Annotated in this window: 19 protein-coding genes; 8 read left to right on the forward strand and 11 right to left on the reverse strand. The window is 67.4% G+C overall.

What is annotated here, in order from left to right:
• Window positions 1-29 precede the first annotated feature (29 nt).
• Window positions 30-1154: a methyltransferase gene (locus EPK82_RS13995; RefSeq protein WP_134676940.1), complete on the forward strand. Its 1125-nt coding sequence runs from the start codon at window positions 30-32 to the stop codon at window positions 1152-1154.
• A 58-nt stretch (window positions 1155-1212) separates the two neighbouring features.
• Here EPK82_RS13995 and EPK82_RS14000 read toward each other — a convergent pair whose 3' ends face one another.
• The 9 genes from EPK82_RS14000 to EPK82_RS14040 all read right to left on the reverse strand — a co-directional run bounded on the left by EPK82_RS14000 (window position 1213) and on the right by EPK82_RS14040 (window position 12051).
• Window positions 1213-2532, reverse strand: a complete 1320-nt coding sequence (locus tag EPK82_RS14000) for a TldD/PmbA family protein (protein WP_134676941.1) — start codon at window positions 2530-2532, stop codon at window positions 1213-1215.
• A complete protein-coding gene (locus EPK82_RS14005) occupies window positions 2532-3974 on the reverse strand; it encodes a TldD/PmbA family protein (protein ID WP_134676942.1) in 1443 nt (480 codons plus the stop codon). Before EPK82_RS14005 ends, EPK82_RS14000 begins: the two co-directional genes overlap by 1 nt.
• A gap of 99 nt (window positions 3975-4073) precedes the next feature.
• Entirely contained in the window at window positions 4074-6485 is a 2412-nt protein-coding gene (locus EPK82_RS14010; RefSeq protein WP_134676943.1) for a TonB-dependent receptor, read from the reverse strand.
• A gap of 246 nt (window positions 6486-6731) precedes the next feature.
• A complete protein-coding gene (locus EPK82_RS14015; protein WP_134676944.1) occupies window positions 6732-7649 on the reverse strand; it encodes a FecR family protein in 918 nt (305 codons plus the stop codon).
• A complete protein-coding gene (locus EPK82_RS14020) occupies window positions 7646-8149 on the reverse strand; it encodes an RNA polymerase sigma factor (protein ID WP_037046170.1) in 504 nt (167 codons plus the stop codon). Before EPK82_RS14020 ends, EPK82_RS14015 begins: the two co-directional genes overlap by 4 nt.
• A 95-nt stretch (window positions 8150-8244) precedes the next feature.
• On the reverse strand, window positions 8245-8391 hold the full coding sequence (locus EPK82_RS14025; RefSeq protein ID WP_037046168.1) for a DUF2474 domain-containing protein: 147 nt from the start codon (window positions 8389-8391) through the stop codon (window positions 8245-8247).
• Between the two features lie 77 nt (window positions 8392-8468).
• On the reverse strand, window positions 8469-9476 hold the full coding sequence (cydB, locus tag EPK82_RS14030) for a cytochrome d ubiquinol oxidase subunit II (protein ID WP_037046165.1): 1008 nt from the start codon (window positions 9474-9476) through the stop codon (window positions 8469-8471).
• Window positions 9477-9478: 2 nt separating this feature from the next.
• Window positions 9479-10918, reverse strand: a complete 1440-nt coding sequence (locus tag EPK82_RS14035; RefSeq protein ID WP_037046163.1) for a cytochrome ubiquinol oxidase subunit I — start codon at window positions 10916-10918, stop codon at window positions 9479-9481.
• Between the two features lie 242 nt (window positions 10919-11160).
• Window positions 11161-12051 carry a LysR substrate-binding domain-containing protein gene (locus tag EPK82_RS14040; RefSeq protein ID WP_134676945.1) on the reverse strand — a complete coding sequence of 297 codons (891 nt, stop codon included), beginning with the start codon at window positions 12049-12051 and terminating at the stop codon, window positions 11161-11163.
• 142 nt (window positions 12052-12193) lie between these two features.
• Here EPK82_RS14040 and ydiJ point away from each other — a divergent pair, with 142 nt between their 5' ends.
• Window positions 12194-15223 carry a D-2-hydroxyglutarate dehydrogenase YdiJ gene (gene ydiJ, locus EPK82_RS14045; RefSeq protein WP_134676946.1) on the forward strand — a complete coding sequence of 1010 codons (3030 nt, stop codon included), beginning with the start codon at window positions 12194-12196 and terminating at the stop codon, window positions 15221-15223.
• 164 nt (window positions 15224-15387) lie between these two features.
• Here the strand turns inward: ydiJ and EPK82_RS14050 are convergent, their stop codons facing one another.
• Window positions 15388-16665 (reverse strand): acetyl-CoA C-acetyltransferase, encoded by a 1278-nt coding sequence (locus EPK82_RS14050; RefSeq protein WP_134676947.1) that lies wholly within the window; start codon window positions 16663-16665, stop codon window positions 15388-15390.
• Between the two features lie 225 nt (window positions 16666-16890).
• Here EPK82_RS14050 and EPK82_RS14055 point away from each other — a divergent pair, with 225 nt between their 5' ends.
• A complete protein-coding gene (locus EPK82_RS14055; RefSeq protein ID WP_134676948.1) occupies window positions 16891-18246 on the forward strand; it encodes a 3-oxoacyl-ACP reductase in 1356 nt (451 codons plus the stop codon).
• A 127-nt stretch (window positions 18247-18373) separates the two neighbouring features.
• Here the strand turns inward: EPK82_RS14055 and EPK82_RS14060 are convergent, their stop codons facing one another.
• The gene (locus EPK82_RS14060; protein ID WP_134676949.1) at window positions 18374-19366 is read right to left on the reverse strand and encodes an AraC family transcriptional regulator; all 993 of its coding nucleotides are present in this window, start codon (window positions 19364-19366) and stop codon (window positions 18374-18376) included.
• Between the two features lie 190 nt (window positions 19367-19556).
• On the opposite strand from EPK82_RS14060, the gene EPK82_RS14065 reads away from it, so the two are divergent.
• The 5 genes from EPK82_RS14065 to EPK82_RS14085 all read left to right on the forward strand — a co-directional run.
• Complete coding sequence (locus EPK82_RS14065) at window positions 19557-20414, forward strand: MaoC family dehydratase (protein WP_134676950.1); 858 nt, start codon at window positions 19557-19559, stop codon at window positions 20412-20414.
• Between the two features lie 210 nt (window positions 20415-20624).
• Complete coding sequence (locus EPK82_RS14070; RefSeq protein WP_037046147.1) at window positions 20625-20930, forward strand: nucleotide pyrophosphohydrolase; 306 nt, start codon at window positions 20625-20627, stop codon at window positions 20928-20930.
• Complete coding sequence (locus tag EPK82_RS14075; protein WP_134676951.1) at window positions 20927-21676, forward strand: methyltransferase domain-containing protein; 750 nt, start codon at window positions 20927-20929, stop codon at window positions 21674-21676. The genes EPK82_RS14070 and EPK82_RS14075 overlap by 4 nt, the downstream gene beginning before the upstream one ends.
• Before the next feature lie 76 nt (window positions 21677-21752).
• A complete protein-coding gene (locus tag EPK82_RS14080) occupies window positions 21753-22334 on the forward strand; it encodes a DUF4136 domain-containing protein (protein WP_134676952.1) in 582 nt (193 codons plus the stop codon).
• A gap of 21 nt (window positions 22335-22355) precedes the next feature.
• The coding region (locus EPK82_RS14085) for a DUF4136 domain-containing protein (RefSeq protein ID WP_134676953.1) at window positions 22356-22688 on the forward strand (333 nt) is incomplete at its 3' end.

Here is a 22688-nt window from a genome sequence, read left to right on the forward strand (position 1 = left end):
TCGGCCGACGACAAACACCGAAGGTTTGCATGCCTACTCTCGATACCCCCTTCGCCAGCCTCGACCTGCTGCGCCAGCCGCACCAGCCGAACGAGCCGCTGCAAGCCTTCGACGCCGCCGACGAGTACCTGCTCAATCATCTGTATGAGCAGGGCATCCAGGCAGACACCCGGGTGCTGCTGCTCAACGACAGCTTCGGCGCCCTGGCCTGCTCGCTGGCGAGCCACTGCCAGGTGACCAGCAGCAGCGACTCGCACCTGGGCTTTCTCGCCCTGACCAGGAACCTCGCCAGCAATGGCCTCAGTGCGGACGCGGTGAGCTTCGTTCCGGCCAGCGCCAGTGCGCAAGGCCCGTTCGACTGGGTGCTGATCCGCGTGCCCAAGACCCTGGCCCTGCTCGAGGAACAGCTGATTCGCCTGCATGGTCAGCTGGCCCCCGGCGCGCGGGTGGTCGCCGGCGCCATGGTCAAGCACCTGCCACGTGCCGCTGGCGATCTGCTGGAGAAATACCTGGGCCCGGTGCAGGCCTCACTGGCGGTGAAGAAGGCGCGCCTGCTGCAGGTGAGCGTCGCAGACAAAGGGGCAGCGAGCTCGCCCTACCCGACGCGCTACCGCCTGGACACCCCCGCGCTGGAGCTGGTCAACCACGCCAACCTGTTCTGCCGCGAAGGCCTGGATATCGGCACCCGGGCGTTCCTCCCGCACCTGCCGCAGCACGTCGATGCGCGCCGGGTGGCCGATCTCGGTTGCGGCAACGGCGTGCTCGGCATCGCCTATGCCCTGAACAATCCGCAGGCCGAGCTGACGCTGGTGGACGAGTCGTACATGGCCGTGCAATCGGCGCAGGAAAACTGGCGCGCGGCGCTGGGGGAACGGCCGGCGACCATCCGTGCGGGCGACGGCCTGGCCGAGCAGCCGGCCGACTCGCTGGACCTGGTACTGTGCAACCCGCCCTTCCATCAGCAGCAGGTGGTCGGCGACTTCCTCGCCTGGCGCATGTTCCAGCAGGCCCGCGCCGCGCTGGTAACGGGCGGCGAACTGTGGATCGTCGGCAACCGTCATCTTGGCTATCACGCCAAGCTCAAGCGCCTGTTCCGTGGCGTCGAGCAAGTCGCGGCCACGCCGAAGTTCGTCGTGCTCAAGGCCAGCAAGTAAGCGCCGCGCAGCCCGACGCTCTCCGTAGCCCGAATACCATCCGGGGCACGCGCAAGCTCTACAAGGTCAGGGTGAAGCGCGACAGCAAGGCACCGGGCAGCGCCATGGAGCCGGTCTGGCGGGCGCCGTAGGTGCCTCCGGGCAGCAGCAGCTCGGGCGTTCGGCTCAACGCCTCCAGATGCTCGCCGAAGAAGCTGAACAGCGAGTCGTCGAAGCGCATGGTACTGACCGGGGCCTGGATCTCGCCGTCCTCGACCCAGAAGGTGGCGAAGCGGGTCATGCCGGTCAGGCGCCCGGCCGGCAGGTCGGAGAAGTTGCAGTACCACAGGTTGCCGATGTACAGACCGCTACCCAGGCGCGCCAGTACCTCGCCTTCCTCCAGTTCGCCGCCGTGCACGCGCAGCGACAAGGGGTATTCGCCGCTGCACGCGCCGTTGGCGGTCAGGCCGTATTCGGCGGCGCTGCGCGAGCTGACCAGGCGCTCGCCAGGCTGCCCGGCACGGATCAGCGTCACGGCCTGCCGCGGCCCTTCGCGGGTGAACGCCGGCGCCAGGCCGCCCTCGATACGCTCATCCATGCTCAACAAGGGGCTGAGCGCGGCCTTGCCGCTGAACAGGCGCTGCAGCGGGCTGCCGCCTGAGGCCAGCGCCTGCGCACCGAAGCCCCAGCAGAACAGGCCGAACAGCTCCTCCAGCGCCGCCGGGCTCAGGTAGGCGCGATAGTCCCCCGGCGCCAGCGCCCGCAGCGGTCGCCCGAGGTAGGCCAGTTGCTGGCGCGCGCCACGCAGCTTGCCGGCGAAGACCTCAGCATCCCAGCGTTCGCCGGCGTAGGTGCTTTTCACCGCCTGCGCGTTGCCGTGGAACAGGCTGAACTCGAGATTGAAGCTGCTTGCCACGTGCCAGCCAAAGGCCCCCCAGGAACTGGCGAAGCCCTGATACTGCGGCCCGGCGGCAAGAAAGCCGACCAGGTCCAGACCCTGCGCCAGCTCGCTGATCTGCACGGCCATGGCGGCGGCATCCTGCGGCGCGACCGCGTCGCTCGATTCGCTGCGCCAGGCCTCGCGGTTCAGGCGCAGATAGGGATCGTCAGGCAGGCCCGGCAGGATGGCGCGCAACTGCTGCACAGCCTGCTGCAGCAACGGCAGGTCGGCCTCCCGCTCGCCACTGAGCGCCAGCTTGCTCTCGGCATGGCGCAGGCCCCGGTACAGCGCCAGGGTGACGTACACCTGGCGTACCGTACCGGCCTGGCGCACACGGCCCTGATTGAAACGAATGAAGGCCGAGTCCTCGGCGTTGTAGCCAAGGGTGAAACCTTCTTCACCGGCCAGCTGCTCCTGCAGGAAGGCGAGCAGCCCGTTGAAATGCTCACGCGCGCGCATCAGGCCGCCCCTCCGAACACATCGATGTCAGCGAATACGCAGGCCGGCGAGGCATGGCCGACGCGAATCACCTGATTGGGCTCGCCCTTGCCACAGTAGGGTGTGCCCAGCACCTCGAAGGTGCTGGCATCGCCCACCGCCCGCAGGTTGCGCCAGAACTGCGCGCTGATGCCGCGATAGTTGGGGTTCTTCACCACGCCCTTGAGCTCACCGTTCTCGATCAGTTGGCCCCACTCGCAGCCGAACTGGAACTTGTTGCGCGCGTCGTCGATGGACCAGGAGCGGTTGTTGCTCATCAGGATGCCCTGCTCGATGCCACCGATCAGCGCGTCCAGGCACTTGTCGCCCGGCTCCAGATTGAGATTGGCCATGCGATCGATCGGCGGACGGTTCCAGCTGCAGGCACGGCTGTTGGCGACGCCCGGCAGACCACTGCGCCACTGCGACAGCGCGCCGCCGAGGGGGCGCTGGAGAATGCCGTCGCGGATCAGCAGCTCGCGCCTGGCGGGCGTGCCGTCATCATCGAAGCCGTAGCTGGCCAGCTCGCCGGGGACGTCCGGAGCGAAGCTGACATTGAGCAGCGGCGAACCGTAGCGGTAGTGACCGAAGTCCTCCCGGCGGATGAAGCTGGTGCCGGCGAAGTTGCGCTCGTCGCCGAGGATGCGGTCCAGTTCCAGCGGATGGCCGATGGATTCATGGATCTGCAGGATCATCTGGTCCGGCAGCAGCAACAGGTCGCGCGCACCGCTGGGCGTGTTCGGTGCCAGCAGCAATTGCAGCGCCTCGTCGGCGATACGCGACGCGCTGCCGGGCACCCCCAGTTGCCCGAGCACCTCGGCTCCACCCTGGCGCGCCAGATGGGTGCCGCCGAAGCTGCGGCTCTGGCTGTCGTTGCCGTCGCTGGCGGTCACGCCCACCTGCGGGAACACGTAGCGCTGAGCACGGCGCAGACAGGCCCCTGCACTGTTGAGGTAGATCTGCTGGTGATCGGTGAAGACCAGGCCCAGGTGGCTGTCCACCAGCCGGCTGTCCTGCGGGATGCCCGCTGCCTCGCTGAGCAGCCAGTCGAACCAGTGCGCCGGTTGCGCCGGCGACTGTGCGTAGCCCGGCATGACGTCATCGGCGCACGCCTGCGGCACCGGCTGCGCCTGCACGTCCAGCAGGTGCTGGCCGGCCAGGGCACGGGCAATCGCCTCGGCCCGCTCCAGCGCGTCCTGCAGGCCGCACTGGCTGATGTCGCTGGTCGCCGCATAGGCCTCGACGCCCGCGATACGCACCGTGAGCATGGCGCCGCCGTCCTGCGAGAATGACGGTGCCTGCGCCACGCGCCGGCGTACCCAGTAGGATTCCCGGCCTTCCTGGACATGACGCAGCGCCCAGAAGTCAGCCGTGGATTTCAGCGCGGCAAAGCGCCGTTGCAGGGTGTCGCTGAGGGCGAACATCGGGCCTCCCGGAAGAATCGGTAGAGGCTGGCAGTATGGGAACAAGCGCCCGCCATGAGCAACTGCTGGCGCATGCCGGCAGCGGGCGCGAAGCGAGCCTCAGAAATCGACCGTGGCCGAGACCTTGAAGGTCCGTGGCGCTCCCTGCGTCAGGTAGCCGCCATTGGCCGAGGCCCAGTAGTTCTCGTCGGCGACGTTCTCCACCACAGCGTTGAGCGTCAGCGCGCGGTCGTCCAGCCGGGTCTTGTAGCGTGCGCCCAGGTCGACACGCGTCCAGGCCGGAATGCTGTAGTCGTTGGCAGCGTCGACATACTGGCCGCCGGTGCGCAGCAACAAGCCATTGAAACTCAGCCCCGGCACGCCCGGCACATCCCAGTCGGCACCGACATTGAACTGGAACTCGGGTACGCCGACTGCCTGGTTGCCATCGTTGTCGCCACCTGCCGTGCCGCGCAGCTCGGCCTCCGTCCAGGTCACGCCGCCAAGCAGACGCAGGCCACGCACGGGCTCACCGAACAGGCTCAGCTCGACGCCACGGTTGCGCTGCTCGGCATCCACCCCATAGTTGCCATTGCCGTCGATCACGCCTTGCGGCTGCTCGATACGGAAAACACTGAGGTTGCCGCCGAAGCGGCCCCAGTCGAGCTTCGCCCCTGCCTCGGTCTGCCTGGAGCGGTAAGGCGCGAACATCTGGCCTCGATTGTTCGCCGCACTGGGTGCAGTCGGCCCCTGCTGCAGCGACTCCACGCGGTTGGCATAGAGGGAGAGGTAGTCGGTGGCCTTGAACACCAGGCCATAGGCCGGCGTGGTGATGCTGTCCTGATAGTTGGAGGTGCGCACACCACTGGCTGCGCTCCAGGCATCGGCACCGATGCTCTGGCGGCGCAGACCCAGGGTCAGCAGCACACGATCGTCGAGGAAACCCAGGGTATCGGACAGTGCCAGACTCCTGTTCTGCACCTTGGCGGTGGTGCCCGGGTCATGCAGGTCGCCGGATGGCGCATTGGCCGGCGGCACGGCCACGGGCGAACCGTCGTACAGATTGCCCGTGACACGATTGCTCGCACTGGTCGACTCGAAGGCGTTGCGCTTTTCCTGCCAGATGCCGTTGGCCGCCAGGTTGATCCTGTGGCTGACCGGCCCGCTCAGCAGCTCGCCACGCAGCCCCGTGGCCAGGCTCAGGGTTTCCTGGTCCAGCGGCGAATAGAGGCGGCCGATACGCGCGGCGCCATCAGCGCCGTACACATAGTTGGAGGCGTACACGCCGTTCTCCCGCGTGTACTTGCCGCCACCGATCAGGTAGGCGGTCCACGACGGCGACAGGTCGTACTCGGCGCTGAACATGGCGTAGCTGTCCTCCAGCTGCGACCAGCTCCAGGGCTGCGCGTAGTTGTGCCTGGAGTCCGGTGCGGACGGCACCTTGCCGTTGAGGGTACTGGTGACGCTGCTGTTGGAAGTGGTGGTCAGGTACACCACCGAACGCCCCTGATTGACGCGCTGCTTCTGATAGCCGAGGTCGGCCGCCAGGCGCAGGCGCTCGCCGCGATAATCCAGGCCCAGCGTGGCCAGGCTGAAGCGCGACTGCTCGTGATCGATACCACTCTCGCCCTCGCGCTGGGCCAGGTTCAGGCGCACACCGAAGCGCTTGTCCTCACCGAAACGACGGCCCAGATCGAGGTGCCCGCCGACGCGGCTGGCGTTGGCGTAATCCAGGGTGAAGCGGCGGGTCGGGGTGTCCTCGGCGCGTTTGGAGACCACGTTGATCGCCCCGCCCACGCCACTGCCACCCGGCGCCACACCGTTGATGAAGGCGTTGGCGCCCTTGAACACCTCGACGCGCTCGACCGATTCGGTGGAGATGATCTGCCGCGGCAGGATGCCGTACAGACCGTTGAAGGCGATGTCGTCGCTGTACAGCTGGAAGCCACGCACGACGAAGACCTGGGAGAAGTTGCCGAAACCGTAGGACTGGCGCACGCCCGGGTCGCTGGCCAGCACGTCGGCCAGGGTCTGCGCCTGACGCGCCTCGATCAGCTCGGAGGTGTAGCTGACAAAGGCGAATGGCGTGTCCTGCATGTCCTGGTTGCCCAGCAGCCCGAGATTGCCGCCACGCGCCACCTGACCACCGGCGTAGGTACTCGGCAAGTCAGCAAGCGCAGCGAGCTGCGCACTGACCGTGGCGGCATCCAGCTCCAGCACATCCGCGCCGTGTGCCGCGGGCACCAGGGTGACGGTGCCATCGGCGCCCACCTTGAAGCTCAGGCCGCTGCCGCGCAGCAGACGCTGCAGCCCCTCGTCGACCGGGTAATCGCCCTTGAGCGCCACGCTCGTCGCCACCTCGCGGGTCAGGCTGGCGTCGTAGAGCAGGCGCACGCCGGCCTGCTCGGCAAAATCGGTCAGCGCCGAATCCAGCGCCTGGGCTGGAATGTCCAGTTCCACGGCCTGGGCCTGGATGGTGGCGAAGCCGAGAGAAAGCGCGATCAAGCTCGGGAGGAAGGGAATCGAACGCATGCGGATATCCTGTGTGCTGCTGTCTTTTATGCGAAGAAGTCGCATTTGCAAGAGCAGAAGACGAAGCTGTCAGGCATTCCTGAACCGGTGCCGTGATTTTTTTGCAAAAGATCCGGGGCAAAGGCACCAGCATCGAGACCACGGTGGACAAGAAAGCGCTGTCCGCCCTGTGTGTAGCCCGGATGAAATCCGGGGATCGGGTCCAGCCCCGTGGCCGGGGCTTGAATCACGAGCGGGCGATCTCGATCAGTCGTCGGACGACACCAGCAGCACGCCAGGCAAACGGGTCAGCTTCACCGGCAGGGTCGTTTCGATGGCACGCAGCACCGCCTGTGGGTCGTGCAGGGCGAATACCCCGGTGACCTTCAGCTCACGTGCCTTGTCGTCGAGAAACAGCACGTGCTGCGCCTGCTGCCGCGACAACTCGCTGAACACCTCGCTCAGTGGCCGATCACGAAACACCAGACGCCCGCGTTGCCAGGCCAGCGAGCGGGCAGCATCCAGCGCCTGCACCACCTGCAACCTCCCGGCCTGCCAGGCAATCTGTTCACCGGCCTGCATCGCCCTCTCGTGACCCTGCTCATCGCGAACCTGCACCTGGCCTTCGGTGACGGCCAGCAGCACCTGATCATCGAGCATGTTGACGTCGAAGCGTGTTCCGGTCACACGGATGTGCGCCTGGCCGGCATCGATCACGAAGGGGTGCCGGGCATCGGCGGCGACGTGAAAATCGGCCTGACCACGATACATCCGCACATGCCGCAGGCCACCCGCATCGGCATCCCAGTCCAGCGCCGTGGCGCCGTTGAGTTGCAGCTGCGAGCCGTCGCTGAGCTGCACGCTGCGGATCTCTCCTGCGGCGCTGCGCACATCCGCATGCCAGCCAGGCGGGGCCAGCCAGAACGCCAGCAACAGACAGGCCGCCGTGGCCAACGGCACGGACCAGCGTCGGGTGCGGCGCGGCACAGACGGTGACACAGCAGGCGCTCGCTCGACCTGGCCCAGCAGTGCCCACAGCCGCTCCACCTCGGCCAGGGCAGCGGCATGCCGTGGGCTGGCCCGGCGCCAGCTTTCGGCAGCGGCGCACTCGGCCTCGCTGGCGTTGCCGGAGTTGAGCAGCACCAGCCACTCACGAGCCTGGCGCCGCAGATCCTGATCAGTCAAGGCGATTCATCCATGCGTTCCTGGCAGTACTCGAGAGCCTTGAGGATATAGCGCCCGGCCATGCTTTCCGAGACGCCGAGACGCTCACCGATCTCGCGCTGGGTCAGCCCGTCGAGGCGATTCCACAGCAGCGCCTGGCGCAGATGCTCGGGTAGCTCCTGCATGAGGCCTTGCAGGCGGGCCAGGCGCCGGCTGTCCTCGGTCGCCCGCTCAGGCTCGGGCACGTCGCTTTCCAGCGTCTCGTCGATAGGCGCCCATTGCGGGCGGACCAGTTGCTGGCGATGGTGATCGATCAGCAGATTACGCGCGACCCGATAGAGAAAGGCGCGCACGTTGCCGATCTCCTCGGCGCGCCGCCCCTGCAGGCGCAGCCAGGTTTCCTGGCGCAGATCAGCGGCCAGTTCGCTGCAGCGCGTCTGGCGAACGAAGAAGCGCAACAGCTCCCCGGAGTGACGCCGGAACAACTCTTCCGAAGAGGATGGATCGCGAGGCGGGGACACGGAGAAGGCTCGGCACCGGGAAAGACCGGAAAGTATTACACATGAAAATGATTTTCAAATGTATCGACGCTGAGCCGACCGCAGGCGCCTGTCTCTCAGCCCGGCGTGCCCAGCCCTGCCGCGCTCATGAACAGGCGCAGCAGCCAGGCCACCACGCCGAGGGCAGTGACGCTGCAGGCCCAGATCAGCACCAGCCAGCCCAGGCGCTGCCACAGCGGCTTCTTCTCTTCGACTTCGGTCATATCGCCTCTCTCGCCCCCCGATTCAACGTGCCACCCGCCGGAGCCCGCTGCCAGCGCAGCGGGCTTCGCGCAGATTCTCAGTGGTAGCCATCATCCACCGTGACCTTGCCGCGGAACACGTAGTAGCTCCAGGCGGTGTACATGAGGATGAAGGGAATGATGAACAGCGCCCCCACCAGCATGAAGCCCTGGCTCTGCGGCGGTGCAGCGGCCTGCCAGATGCTGATCGACGGTGGAATGACGTTCGGCCACAGGCTGATGCCCAGGCCGCTGTAGCCGAGGAAGATCAGCACCAGGGTGAGCACGAACGGCGAATAGTGCGCGTTGTCGGCCACCGCCTTGAGCAGCGCCCAGGTGCACAGCAGCACCAGCACCGGTACCGGCATGAACCAGAACAGGTTGGGCAGGCTGAACCAGCGTTCGGCGATGGGCGCATGGGCGAACGGCGTCCACAGGCTGACGATGGCCGTCACGCCGAGCAACACCAGCACCAGCGGTCGTGCCATGTCGTGCATCTGCTGCTGCAGGCGGCCTTCGGTCTTCATGATCAGCCAGGTGCAGCCGAGCAGCGCGTAGGCCGCGATCAGGGCCAGCCCGCAGAACACCGAGAACGGCGTCAGCCAGTCGAAGGCGCCACCGGCGAAGGTGCGATCGACCACTTCGAAACCGTCGATATAGGCGCCCAGCGCCACGCCCTGGCAGAAGGTCGCGGTCAGCGAGCCGCCGATAAAGGCCTTGTCCCACAGATGCCGCTTGGCGGCCTTGGCCTTGAAGCGGAACTCGAAGGCCACACCGCGGAAGATCAGCCCCAGCAGCATCAGGATCAGCGGCAGGTAGAGCGCATCCAGCACCACCGCATAGGCCAGCGGGAAGGCGCCGAACAGCGCCGCGCCACCGAGCACCAGCCAGGTCTCGTTGCCGTCCCAGACCGGCGCGACGGTGTTCATCATCACGTCGCGCTCGCCGTCGTCACGGACGAAGGGGAAGAGGATGCCGATACCGAGGTCGAAGCCATCCATCACCACGTACATCATCACACCGAAGGCGATGATCACCGCCCAGATCAGCGGAAGGTCGATACCCATGTTCAGTTCCTCTCCGGCAAGCTGTCGGTTTCACCGTCTTCCAGGCCTTCTTCCGCAGCGGACATCGGCCGTGCCGGGGTCCGCGGCTGGCCAGGCCCGCCTTCGGTGCTGTCCTTGCCCTCGTCGATCTTCGGTCCCTTGCGCACCAGGCGCAGCATGTAGCCGATACCGGCGCCGAAGAGCACGAAATACACCAGCACGAACAGCGCCAGGGTGATGCCCATCTGCGCCGCACTGTGCCCGGACGAAGCATCGGCGGTGCGCATCAGGCCATGGATGATCCACGGCTGGCGGCCGATCTCGGTGGTGTACCAGCCGGCGAGAATGGCGATGATCCCCGAGGGTCCCATCCACACCGCCAGGTGCAGGAACGGCCGCGACTGGAACAGGCGCCCGCCGCGCCGCAGCCAGGTGCCCCAGAGGCCGACCAGGATCATCAGCAGCCCCATGGCGACCATGATGCGGAAGGTCCAGAAGACGATGGTGGAGTTGGCCCGATCCTCCGGGGCGAACTCCTTGAGCGCCGGTACCTGCTTGTCCAGGCTGTGGGTCAGGATCAGGCTGCCGAGCGCGGGAATCTCCACCTTGAAGCGCGTCTCCTCGCGCTGCATGTCCGGCCAGCCGAAGAGAATCAGCGGCGTCGGCTCGTCACCGACGTTCTCCCAGTGGCCTTCGATGGCGGCGATCTTCGCCGGCTGGTACTTCAGCGTGTTGAGGCCATGCAGGTCGCCGATGAAGGCCTGCACCGGCGCTACCAGCAGCGCCATCCATACCGCCATCGACAGCATCTTGCGGATCGCCGGGTTGTCGCGCCCGCGCAGCAGGTGCCAGGCCGCCGACGAACCGACGAAGAAGGCGGTGGCGAGGAAGGCCGCCGTGGCCATGTGCGCCAGGCGATAGGGGAACGACGGGTTGAACACCACGGCGAACCAGTCCACCGGAATCACCCGCCCGTCGACGATCTCGAAGCCCTGCGGGGTATGCATCCAGCTGTTGGAGGCGAGAATCCAGAAGGTCGAGATCAGCGTGCCGATGGCCACCATCACCGTGGAGAAGAAGTGCAGGCCCGGGCCGACGCGGTTCCAGCCGAACAGCATGACGCCGAGGAAGCCCGCCTCGAGGAAGAACGCGGTAAGCACCTCGTAGGTCAGCAACGGTCCGGTGACCGCCCCGGCGAAGTCGGAGAAGGCGCTCCAGTTGGTACCGAACTGATAGGCCATGACCAGGCCGGAGACCACCCCCATGCCGAAGTTGACCGCAAAGATCTTCGACCAGAAGTGGTAGAGGTCGCGGTACACGGTGTTGCCGCTCTTCAGCCACAGCCCTTCGAGCACGGCCAGATAACTGGCCAGACCGATGGTGATGGCGGGAAAGATGATGTGGAACGAAATGGTGAAGGCAAACTGGATTCGGGCGAGATCGAGCGCCTCTAGGCCGAACATGTTACATCCTCATTCAGGGTTATCTCGGCCCCGGCACGCAAAGCCGAGCCATAGACTCCGAGTGTTGGAGTCGAACGCGCTGGAATTGTTCTTATGAAATGAGCAACGGCCGGCAAGCCGCTGGAGACGACGCGCGAAACGCGGCATTGATCTGGATCAATGCACGTTGAAAGACTAGCCGCTAATGGGCCACCTGGCGCTGTGGTGATTTGCCGCGTGACAGGCCGCCACAGGTGCCGCGCTCAACGGCCGAGTTCGGCGAGCAGCCACTGGCGGAACGCCTTGAGCGAGGGCAGCACCGCGTTGCGCGGCGGGTAGGTCAGGCAGTAGGTGCGCTGGCTGGGAATCGCTTCGCCGACGCGCAGCAGATGGCCATGGCGCACATCGTCCTCCACCAGCAACTGCGGCACCAGGCCCACGCCGATACCGCTGCGCACTGCCTGCAACAGGTGCGAGGTCAGCTCGAAGTTGGGCCCGCTGCGCATGCGCTCCGGCGCCAGGCCATGGCGGGCGAACCAGCTGGCCCAGAGCGGCGGATGGCTGGCCACCTGCAGCAGCGTCTGCGCGGCGATGGTCTCGGCGTCGACCACCTCGCCCGCCGCCAGCAGCGCGGGGCTGGCGACCACCACCATGGTTTCTTCCAGCAGCGGGTGCACCACCAGTTCCGGCCAGTCGCCGCTGCCGACGGTGATCGCGGCGTCGATCTCGCCGTCGGCGAAATCCACCGCCTGGATGCGCGAATGTACATGCACCTGCACACCAGGGTTGGCCGCGTAGAAGCGATTCAGCCGGGGCAGCAGCCAGGTCGAGCCGAAGGTCGGCAACAGCGCCAGGCGCAAGGTGCCCATGCCGGAGCCATAGGCCACCGCCTGCAGCGTGGCGCTGCGGATCTGCGCCAGGGCATCGCCGAGTTCACGCAGGTACAACCGGCCCACGTCGGTCAGTACGATGTTGCGCCCCTCGCGGCGAAACAGGCGCACGCCCAGCTGCGCCTCCAGCGCCTGCACCTGACGACTGACCGCACTCTGCGTCAGCGACAGCTCCCTGGCTGCACGGGTGTAGCTCTCGTGCCGGGCAGCGGCCTCGAAGGCCAGCAGCAGCGACATCGAAGGCGTCAGGCGCCGATGATTCATTCATATTCCTCATGAATTGATCGCGAAAAATACCCTTGTAGCACGGTCATGGCCCTTGGAAAATCGACATCATCCATAACGATACCGAGCCGTAGCCCTTCGCATTCAGAAGGTTTGAACGGCCATCTGCCGAGAACCGACCATGATTGCCCGCATCCCCACGCCCGCCGCACCGGCGGCCCCCTACCTGGCCTTTCTCGACGCCCTGCGCGGCGCCGGCTTCCGCGGCGAGATCGCCCGCGATCACGCCAGCCGCACGGTACTGGCCACCGACAACTCGATCTACCAGCGCCTGCCGCAGTCGGCGGTGTTCCCGCTGGATGCGGAAGACGTGCAGGTTCTGGCCCGTGTCGCCGCCGAACCGGCCCATCGCAGCGTGCGCCTGACTCCACGCGGCGGCGGCACCGGCACCAACGGCCAGTCGTTGACCGACGGCGTGGTGGTGGACCTGTCGCGGCACCTCAACCGGATTCTCGAGATCGACCCTGCAGGCCGCTGGGTGCGAGTGCAGAGCGGCGTGGTCAAGGACCAGCTCAACGCCGCCCTCGAGCCGCACGGCCTGTTCTTCGCCCCGGAGCTGTCCACCTCCAACCGCGCCACCATCGGCGGCATGATCAACACCGACGCCAGCGGCCAGGGCAGCTGCACCTACGGCAAGACCCGCGACCATGTGCTCGAACTCGACAGCGTGCTGCTCGGCGGCGAGCGCCTGCGCAGTGCCGCACTGGACGACGAGCAACTGGCCCAGCAGCTGGCGCGCCAGGACCGGGTCGGCGAGCTGTACCGCTGCGCCGAGGCCATCCAGCGCGAGAAGGCCGAGCTGATCGAGGCGCGCTTTCCCAAGCTCAACCGCTGCCTGACCGGCTACGACCTGGCGCACCTGCGCGAGGCCGACGGACGCTTCAACCTCAACAGCGTGCTGTGTGGCGCCGAAGGCTCGCTGGGGCTGATCGTCGAGGCCAAGCTCAACGTACTGCCGATCCCGCGCTACTCGGTGCTGGTCAACGTGCGCTACGCCAGCTTCATGGACGCCCTGCGCGATGCCCGCGCGCTGCTCGAACATCAGCCGCTGTCGATCGAAACGGTGGACTCCAAGGTGCTCCTGCTGGCCATGCAGGACATCGTCTGGCATGGCGTGGCCGAGTACTTCCCGCAGAATCCGGACGTCCCGACCCTGGGCATCAACCTGGTGGAATTCAGCGGCGATGAGGCGGAGGAAGTCGACACCCGCGTCGCCGCCTTCGCCCAGCACCTGCAGCACGACAGCAGCGTGCAGCGCCTGGGCCACACCCTGGCGACAGGCCGCGCCGCCGTGACCCGCGTGTACGCCATGCGCAAGCGCGCGGTGGGCCTGCTCGGCAACGTCGAGGGCGAGGTGCGCCCGCAGCCGTTCGTCGAAGACACCGCCGTGCCGCCGGAGCATCTCGCCGAGTTCATCGCCGAGTTCCGCGCCCTGCTCGACGGCCACGGCCTGGCCTACGGCATGTTCGGCCACGTCGACGCCGGCGTGCTGCACGTGCGCCCGGCACTGGACATGAAGGACCCGGCCCAGGCGGCCATGGTACGACCGATCTCCGACGCCGTGGCGGAGCTGACCCAGCGCTATGGCGGGCTGCTCTGGGGCGAGCACGGCAAGGGGGTGCGCTCGGAATACGCGCCGGCCTTCTTCGGCGAGCTGTACCCGTCGCTGCAGGCGCTGAAGCACGCCTGCGACCCGCACAACCAGCTCAACCCGGGCAAGATCGCCACGCCCCTGGGCAGTGACGAAGCCCTGCTGAAGATCGACGAAGTGGTGATGCGCGGCGACCTGGACCGGCAGATCGACGAGCGCGTGTGGCAGAGCTACGGCAGCGCCGTGCACTGCAACGGCAACGGCGCCTGCTACAACTTCGACCCCAACGACGCCATGTGCCCGTCCTGGAAGGCCACCCGTGAGCGCGTGCAATCGCCCAAGGGCCGCGCCTCGCTGATCCGCGAATGGCTGCGCCTGCAGGGCCTGGCCGGCGTCGACGTGCTGGCCCCGGTCGCCAGCGGCCCGTTGCAGTTCCTGCGCACGCTGCCCGAGCGCTGGCGCAACAGCCGCCAGGGTGGCGACGACTTCTCCCACGAGGTCTACGACGCCATGGCCGGCTGCCTGGCGTGCAAGTCCTGCGCGGGGCAATGCCCGATCAAGGTCAACGTGCCGGAGTTCCGCTCGCGCTTCCTCGAGCTCTACCACCGCCGCTACCTGCGCCCGCTGCGCGACTACCTGATCGGCTCGCTGGAGTTCAGCCTGCCGCTGCTGGCCCACCTGCCCTGGCTGTACAATGCGCCGATGGGCTCGCGCCTGGTCAATACGCTGCTGGCCGAACGCCTGGGCATGGTCGACAGCCCGACGCTCAGCGACTTCGACTTTCGCGCCACCTGCCGGCGCTTCGCCGTGCAGACGGCGACGCCAAAGCGCCTGGCCGAACTGGACGAGAGCCTGCGCGCCAGGAGCCTGATCCTGGTGCAGGACGCCTTCACCCGCTACTTCGAGACACCGGTGTTCGCCGCCTTTATCGAACTGGCCAGCCGCCTCGGCTATCGGGTGCTGCTGGCGCCCTACTCGGCCAACGGCAAGCCGCTGCACGTTCAAGGCTTCCTCGGCGCCTTCGCCCGCACCGCCCGGCGCAATGCCCGGCGCCTGCAGGCACTGGCGAACTTCGGCATTCCGCTGGTAGGCCTGGACCCGGCCATGACCCTGGTCTACCGCCAGGAATACGCCAAGCTCGACGGCCTCGACTGCCCTCCGGTGCTGCTGCCGCAGGAATGGCTGGCCGAGGTGCTGCCGAGCAGCGACGCCGAGGCGCCGAGTGGCAGCTACCGGCTGCTGGCACACTGCACCGAGAAGACCAACGCCACCGCGGCCACGGCCCTGTGGGGCCAGGTGTTCCGCCAGGCCGGCCTGCAACTGGCGACACAGGCCACCGGCTGCTGCGGCATGTCCGGCACCTACGGGCACGAGGCGCGCAACCTGGAGACGTCACGGGCGATCTTCGCCCAGTCCTGGGAGCCGGCCCTGGCTCGTGAGGACGCCGGCGAAGCACTGGCCACCGGCTACTCATGCCGCAGCCAGACCCAGCGCCTGCGTCAGCAGCGCCTGCGCCACCCGATCGAAGCGCTGCTGGAGCACCATCGCGCGCGCGGCTAGGGCGCCACGCTGCGGCGAGACACCCGCGAGGCTGTAAGGCTTCGCACCGGGCTGAGCGCCGTAGCAGGGCGAAAAAAAGGGCGGCCACGCGCTACGCGGGCCGCCCGAATCACGGAGTTGCTTACATCGCGTGACCACGATGACTTGTGGCCACCCGTATTGGATTACCGTTCGAGGATTGCGGTCACACCTTGACCACCTGCGGCGCAGATGGAGATCAGCCCGCGCCCCTCGCCGGCCGCCGCCAGCAGCTTGGCCAGGTTGGCGACGATGCGCCCGCCCGTCGCGGCGAACGGGTGTCCGGCGGCGAGCGAACTGCCCTTGACGTTCATCTTGCTGCGGTCGATGGAGCCCAGCGCGGCCTCCAGCCCCAGGCGCTCCTTGCAGTACTCGGCATCCTCCCAGGCCTTGAGCGTGCACAGCACCTGGGCGGCGAACGCCTCGTGAATCTCGTAGTAGTCGAAGTCCTGCAGGGTCAAGCCGTTGCGTGCCAGCAGGCGCGGCACGGCGTAGACCGGCGCCATCAGCAACCCCTCCTTGCCCTGGACGAAATCCACCGCTGCCGCCTCGCCGTCGCGCAGGTAAGCGAGTACCGGCAGGCCACGGGCCTTGGCCCACTCTTCACTGGCCAGCAGTACCACCGAAGCGCCATCGGTCAACGGTGTGGAGTTGGCCGGCGTCAGGGTGCCACGCGGACCGCGTTCGAAGCAGGGCTTGAGCGTCGCGAGCTTCTCCGCGCTGATGTCCGGGCGCAGGTTCTGGTCGCGGGTCAGGCCCAGGAACGGCGTCATCAGATCGTCCTGCCAGCCCTCGGCGTAGGCCGCCGCCAGCTTCTGGTGACTGGCCAGCGCCAGCTGGTCCTGCTCGTCACGGGGGATGGCCCAGCGCTGTGCCATCAGCTCGCAGTGCTCGCCCATCGACAGCCCGGTACGCGGCTCGCCATTGCGCGGGATATGCGGCGCGAGGTGGCGCGGACGAATCTTCAGCAGGCTCTTGATCTTGTCGCCGGTGCTCTTGCCACGATTGGCCTCCAGCAGAATCTGGCGCAGCCCTTCGTTGACGCCGATGGGGGCATCGGAGGTGGTGTCGACGCCACCGGCGATACCGCAGTCGATCTGCCCGAGGGCGATCTTGTTGGCCACCAGAATCGCCGCTTCGAGGCCGGTTCCGCAGGCCTGCTGCAGGTCGTAGGCCGGGGTTTCCGGCGCCAGGCGCGAGCCCAGCACGCACTCGCGGGTCAGGTTGAAGTCACGCGAATGCTTGAGCACCGCGCCGGCGACCACTTCGCCGAGGCGCTCGCCGTGCAGGTTGAAACGCTCGACCAAGCCCTCGAGGGCGCTGGTCAGCATCTCCTGGTTGCTCGCCCGGGCGTAGAGGGTGTTGGAACGGGCGAACGGAATACGGTTGCCGCCTACGATGGCGACCCGGCGCAACTGGGTCATGAGGACTCCTTGCTGGTCGAGAGAGCGAAGAGACGAGCGACTGCGCGTCAGCCGGCCCCCGGAGAATGTCAGGTTTACACTTTAGCCTTCTGGCCGCACAGGCTAAACCTCGCGCCGTTGCGAACATTGGCCGCCTTGCCGGCACATGAGGCAACAGAGTCAATTGCGCTTTGCCGACTGCCGCGTACAGTGGCAGCACTTCCGATTCGTCCGCAGGAGTCTTTCATGTCCGACCGTTACCTCGCCTTCGCCAACTCCTCCACTGGCCGTCGCCTGGTCGGCGCACTCGGCCTGCCGGCCCCGGTACGCCTGGAGCGCTGGATGGCCGGCCGAGTCAGACCGGTGGACGGCGCCCTGCTGTTCGGGGGCGAGGGTGACCTGCTGAAGAGCGTACTGCCGTTCGCCAACAAGCTCACCGACCAGTTGTTCGCTGCGCGCGAGGGCCAGCTGGAGCTGCCGCGCTGGACCGCCGAGCACGGCCCCAGGCTCAAGGCCCTGGTGTTCGACGCCAGCCACCTGACCCGCTTCGAACAGCTGATCGAACTGCGTGATTTCTTCCAGCCGACCTTCAAGGGCCTGGCCAACAGCCCGCGTGTGGTGGTGCTGGGGCGCGCACCCGAGTCGATCAAAGACCCCATCGCCGCCAGCGTGCAACGCTCGCTGGAAGGCTTCACCCGCTCGCTGGGCAAGGAAATCCGTCGTGGCGGCAGCGTGCAGCTGCTCTATGTCGGCAAGGGCGGCGACCAGCAACTGGAAGGCGCGCTGCGCTTCTTCCTGTCGCCGAAGAGCGCCTACGTCTCCGGCCAGGTGCTGCGCCTGGGCGCCTGCGCTGAACAGGTGAAGGACTGGACACGACCGTTGGCCGGCAAGAAGGCTCTGGTCACCGGCGCCTCACGCGGCATCGGTGCCGCCATCGCCGAGGTCCTCGCCCGCGATGGGGCCGAGGTCGTGCTGCTCGATGTCCCGCAGGCGGCCGATGCGCTGCAGGCCCTGGCCGCGCGCCTGGGCGGCCAGGCCGTGACCCTGGACATCTGTGCCGAGGACGCGCCACAACGCCTGATCGACGCCCTGCCCGAGGGGCTGGATATCGCCGTGCACAATGCCGGCATCACCCGCGACAAGACCCTGGCGAAGATGAACGATGCATTCTGGAACTCGGTGATCGACGTTAACCTCAAGGCGCCGCAGGTACTGACTCAGGCGCTGCTGGACGCCGACAAGCTGCATGACAACGGCCGCGTGGTGCTGATCGCCTCGATCAGCGGCATCGCCGGCAACATGGGCCAGACCAACTACGCCGTGAGCAAGGCCGGGGTCATCGGCCTCGCCCAGGCCTGGGCGCCGGCACTGGGCAAGAAAGGCATCAGTATCAACGCAGTGGCGCCGGGCTTCATCGAGACCCAGATGACCGCCGCCATTCCGCTGGGCATCCGCGAAGCCGGGCGCCGCATGAATTCGATGAGCCAGGGCGGCCTGCCGCAGGATGTCGCCGAAGCCGTGGCCTGGTTCGCCCAGCCCGGTTCCGGCGCAGTCACCGCGCAGGTGCTGCGGGTGTGCGGACAGAGCCTGCTCGGGGCCTAGCCACAACGACCCGGCGCGTAGCCTGCAATCAGGAGCGCGCCGGGGTTCGGTGCACTACGACAGAAGCGTGCAGCGAGGCAGGGATTGGGGACGACCGTCGCCACTCAAGCGCCGGCCACTTCCCGCGTCACGCCTTGCCGCGCTTGCGGAACTCCACCGGGGTCTCCCCCACCCAGCGCTTGAACGCACGGTAGAAGGTGCTCGGCTCGGAAAAGCCGGTGCGCTCGACGATCACCTCGATACGCTCGTCGGTCTTGAGCAGCAGGTCCTTGGCCAGTCGGCAGCGGTAATCGGTGATCAGGTCGTTGAAGCGCACGCCGGCCATCGCCAGGCGCTCGCGCAAGCGTCGGGCCGGCATGTTGAGGCGGCCGGCCACCTGCTCCAGCGTCGCGCCACCGTCGACCAGCAACTCGGCGATCAGCTCGCGTACCTGGCGCACCAGGTCCAGGCGCTCCACCTCGGCCAGCTGCCGCCGCGCCAGGGACTCGTGCATGCGCAGCAGGTCCGGGGCGGCGTGGCGCGAGGCCTTGTCCAGCACCGCGGCGTCGAACAGCAGCGCGCAGTCCTCGGCCCCCAGCCGTACCGGGCAACCATAGACCGCCTGGTAGCGTTCGGCCGGCGCGCCCTCGGCGTGCATGAAGCGCACCTCACGTGGACGAAAGTCGTTTTCGGTCAAGGCGGCGAACAGGCGGATCACCGCGCCTGCGAGCATCTCCGGAAAGTGTCGTGGGGTATCGGCTTCGACACCGAAGGTCAGCACCGCCATCTCGCCGTCGACGGCAAGATGGGCGTTGAGGGTATCGGAGAGCAGCCGCACGTAGCGCAGCGCATGGCGCAGACCGGCGCCGAAGGTTTCACTGGAGAGGAACAGGTATTCCAGGAGCAGGCCATGGAACGCCGGCAGATGCTCGGCCAGGAACAATCCCACATGCGCCTCGCCGCACTCTTCGCTGGCGGCTTTCCAGAACGCTGCCTGCGCGGCATGCGGGAAGCGGCCAGCCGGGAGTCCGCCAGGGGGCAGGCCAACCCGTACCAGCACACGGTCGGGGTCGGTTCCGCTGGCGCGCAGGGCATCGATTACCGGGCGCATCAGCGCCACATCGTCGGTCAGATCACGCATGATTCCTGCTGTTCTTCTTATTAGTGAGCGTTATTCGTGAACGGCGCCATCTTAGGGGCAGCGGGCCGCCGTGCGCAAACCGCGCAGCAGAGGGATTGGCTGCCCGGCATGCACGCCAGGCAGCACAGCCAATGCCAGCGCGTCAGCGGCGGTTAAGCTGCTGCCATCCATTCGCCAAGGAGTTCGCCCAATGGCCATCGACTGGCTCGATCTCGACACCCCGCCGGCCCTGCCCGGCCTGTTCCTGCGCGCAGCCCTGCGGCGCAAGGTGACCGGCCGCCAGTTGCCCGACCTCGGCCTGCGCTGCCGCGTGGAAGTAGACACGCAGCACCTGGCGCGCTATCGCCAGGTCTGCGCCATCGATGACAGCCCCTACCTGCCGCCGGTGTACCCGCATGTGCTCGCCTTCGGCCTGCAGATGCAATTGCTCACCGACCGGCGCTTCCCCTTCCCGCTGCTGGGCCTGGTGCACCTGGAGAATCGTATCCGCGTGTTGCGCCCGCTGGGTGGGCTGGGGCCGTTCCAGGTCAGCGTGCAGGTGGCCGATCTGCAACCCCATGACAAGGGCGCCACCTTCAGCCTGATCACCCGCCTGGAAGACCAGCTCGGCCTGCTCTGGGAAGGCGACAGCCGCATCCTCTGCCGCGCCCTGCGCCTCGACGGCCAGATGCAACCGCGTGCCGAACGAACGCCATTGGAGCTGACGTCACTGGCCGACTGGTCCGCCCCTGCCGACACCGGCCGCCGCTATGCGCGCGTGGCCGGCGACTACAACCCGATTCACCTGTTCGCCGTCACCGCGCGGCTGTTCGGCTTCCCTCGCGCCATCGCCCACGGACTGTGGAACAAGGCGCGCAGCCTGGCAGCGCTGCAGGAGCACCTGCCGCTGGCCGGCTACGAAGTCGAGGTGCGCTTCCAGAAACCGGTCCTGCTGCCCACCCACGTGGCCCTGCAAGCCAGTGCAGCTGCACCCGCTGGCCAGTTCCACCTGATCGGCGAGCAGGATACGCCGCACATGGCCGGGAGCTGGCAGCCGCTGGAACGCTGACCCAGGGCGGCAAACACGCTTGGTACAGGAGCCGGCTTGCCGACGATCAGCGGCAACGCGTGATCGCCGGCAACAGCGCATCGACGCCTGGCCTGAACAGGCTCCGGGAAGGCTGCCGAAGCGAGGCCCCGAGTTGCATGCGGGCTACACGCACCGCTTGCAGCGCATGGCGTTCGCGCCGAAGCTATGCGGCTCGAAAGGAGCCAGCCGATGAACCTGCCCGAACTCACCGCCCGCATGCACGCCATTCGCGATCACAACGACTGGCGTCGCTACCAGAGCCCGAAGAACCTGGCCATGGCCGCCAGCGTGGAAATGGCCGAACTGGTGGAGATCTTCCAATGGCTGAGCGAAGAACAGTCGCGCCAGCTGCCCCCTGAACAGCTCGCCCACGCGGGGCAGGAAGTGGCCGACGTGGTCCTCTATCTCCTGCAGCTGTGCAGCGAGCTGGGCCTCGACATGAATCAGGCGGTGCTCGACAAGCTCGCCGACAACGAACGGCGCTTCCTCAAATGAGCGACCGCCACTTCGATGAACTCGCCACCCGCTTCGCCGAGAAGATCTACGGCGGCGCCAAGGGTGCGATCCGCCTGGCCGTGCTCCAGGCCGACCTGGCCGAAGCCTTGCCGGAGCGCAAGCTGCGCGTGCTCGACGTTGGCGCCGGGCTCGGCCACATGAGCCTGTGGCTGGCCCAGCGCGGCCATGACGTCACCCTCGCCGAACCTGCCGAGCCGATGCTCATCGGCGCGCGCCAGCGCTTCGCCGAGGCAGGACAGAGCGCCACCTTCATCCAGGCCCCCTGGCAGGAACTGCTCGGCCAGCTGCAGCAGCCCTACGACCTGGTGCTGTGCCATGCCGTACTGGAGTGGCTGGCCGAACCGGCCGCCATCCTGCCGGTACTGCACCAGCTGACCGAGAAGAACGGCTGGCTGTCGCTGGCCTTCTACAACAAGGATGCGCTGATCTACCGCAACCTGCTCAAGGGGCACTTCCGCAAGCTGCGCAAGGAGCGCTTCGCCGGTGAAGGCCAGAGCCTGACCCCGCAACGCCCTGTCGACCCGCGCGAACTGGCCACGCAACTCGAGCAGCACTGGCAGGTCGAAAGCCGTAGCGGCGTGCGCGTGTTCCACGACTACATGCCGCAGGAGTTCCAGGCCAAGGCCGAGTTGGTCGACCTGCTGGAAATGGAGCTGGCGCACCGTCACCACCCCACCTTCGCCGGCCTGGGCCGCTACCTGCACTGGATCTGCCGACCGCGCTGAGCACGTTGGACGAAGCAGGCCGGGCGGCGTAGCCTGAACCTCATCGGAGATGCCGCGCGCGACCACGGAGACGACCATGCGCACCGCCATAGCCTTACTCGTCCTGCCCCTGCTGGCGGCCTGCCAGAGCCCGAATCCGTACCAGGCCGAATCACTGCCGATGCCGCCGGCGCCCCCAGGTGCGGCCAGCACCTTCGACCACAGCGCCTATCCGGCGGCCCAGCGCGACTACGGCCGCTACCGCAGCTGGAGCTGGCTCGACGGCCGCGCGCCGGGCGGCGAGCAACTGGCCGAAAGCGTCAGCGCCGGCCTCGACCAGTACGGTCTGCGCCCCGCCCTGCAGGGCCCCGGCGATCTGCTGGTGCACGCCCGCATCAGCCAGGAAACCCGCCAGCGCCAGTACTACGACGATGTCGGTGGCTACTACGGTGCCGGCAGCCGCTGGGATCGCCACTACGGCGCCTGGGGCAGCGTGCCCATCGTGCGCACCTACGAACAGAAAGTCGCCGTGGTACGCATCGAACTGATCGACCCGCGTGACCGCCAGGTGGTCTGGTCCGGCAGCGGCGAAGCCATCGCCGGCAAGGACCAGAGCGCCCAGGCCGAGGCCATGCGCGTAGCCATCCGGGCCGCGCTGGACGGCTACCCTCCCTATTGATCGAACGCACTGGAGCTCATCATGCGCGCCCTGCCCTACCTGCTTCTCACCCTGCTGCTGAGCGGCTGCGCCAGCGTCAGCCTGGAGCACGACTTCGACCCCGGCCGCGACTTCTCCGCCTATCGCAGCTGGAGCTGGAAGGACGCCAAACTGCTCTACCAACCCGATGACGCGCGCCTCAAGAGCGACATCACCGAGGCCCGCATCAGCCAGGCCGTCGCCGACCAGCTCGAGCAGCGAGGCCTGCGCCAGGCCAGCGCCGGCCAGGGCGACCTGAAGGTACAGAGCGTACTGATCGTCGACGAACGCCAGGACCAGATCACCACCCAGTACGGGGGCGGCTGGGGCGGGTAC

Origin of the sequence: Ectopseudomonas khazarica (genome assembly GCF_004521985.1) — a bacterium.
Lineage (GTDB): Bacteria > Pseudomonadota > Gammaproteobacteria > Pseudomonadales > Pseudomonadaceae > Aquipseudomonas > Aquipseudomonas khazarica.

Excerpts from the sequence above, each read along its gene's own strand:
- EPK82_RS13995 (WP_134676940.1), top strand. The coding sequence starts at position 30 with ATGCCTACTCTCGATACCCCCTTCGCCAGCCTCGACCTGCTGCGCCAG.
- EPK82_RS14000 (WP_134676941.1), bottom strand. The coding sequence starts at position 2,532 with ATGCGCGCGCGTGAGCATTTCAACGGGCTGCTCGCCTTCCTGCAGGAG.
- EPK82_RS14005 (WP_134676942.1), bottom strand. The coding sequence starts at position 3,974 with ATGTTCGCCCTCAGCGACACCCTGCAACGGCGCTTTGCCGCGCTGAAA.
- EPK82_RS14010 (WP_134676943.1), bottom strand. The coding sequence starts at position 6,485 with ATGCGTTCGATTCCCTTCCTCCCGAGCTTGATCGCGCTTTCTCTCGGC.
- EPK82_RS14025 (WP_037046168.1), bottom strand. The coding sequence starts at position 8,391 with ATGACCGAAGTCGAAGAGAAGAAGCCGCTGTGGCAGCGCCTGGGCTGG.
- cydB (WP_037046165.1), bottom strand. The coding sequence starts at position 9,476 with ATGGGTATCGACCTTCCGCTGATCTGGGCGGTGATCATCGCCTTCGGT.
- EPK82_RS14035 (WP_037046163.1), bottom strand. The coding sequence starts at position 10,918 with ATGTTCGGCCTAGAGGCGCTCGATCTCGCCCGAATCCAGTTTGCCTTC.
- EPK82_RS14040 (WP_134676945.1), bottom strand. The coding sequence starts at position 12,051 with ATGAATCATCGGCGCCTGACGCCTTCGATGTCGCTGCTGCTGGCCTTC.
- ydiJ (WP_134676946.1), top strand. The coding sequence starts at position 12,194 with ATGATTGCCCGCATCCCCACGCCCGCCGCACCGGCGGCCCCCTACCTG.
- EPK82_RS14050 (WP_134676947.1), bottom strand. The coding sequence starts at position 16,665 with ATGACCCAGTTGCGCCGGGTCGCCATCGTAGGCGGCAACCGTATTCCG.
- EPK82_RS14055 (WP_134676948.1), top strand. The coding sequence starts at position 16,891 with ATGTCCGACCGTTACCTCGCCTTCGCCAACTCCTCCACTGGCCGTCGC.
- EPK82_RS14060 (WP_134676949.1), bottom strand. The coding sequence starts at position 19,366 with ATGCGTGATCTGACCGACGATGTGGCGCTGATGCGCCCGGTAATCGAT.
- EPK82_RS14065 (WP_134676950.1), top strand. The coding sequence starts at position 19,557 with ATGGCCATCGACTGGCTCGATCTCGACACCCCGCCGGCCCTGCCCGGC.
- EPK82_RS14070 (WP_037046147.1), top strand. The coding sequence starts at position 20,625 with ATGAACCTGCCCGAACTCACCGCCCGCATGCACGCCATTCGCGATCAC.
- EPK82_RS14075 (WP_134676951.1), top strand. The coding sequence starts at position 20,927 with ATGAGCGACCGCCACTTCGATGAACTCGCCACCCGCTTCGCCGAGAAG.
- EPK82_RS14080 (WP_134676952.1), top strand. The coding sequence starts at position 21,753 with ATGCGCACCGCCATAGCCTTACTCGTCCTGCCCCTGCTGGCGGCCTGC.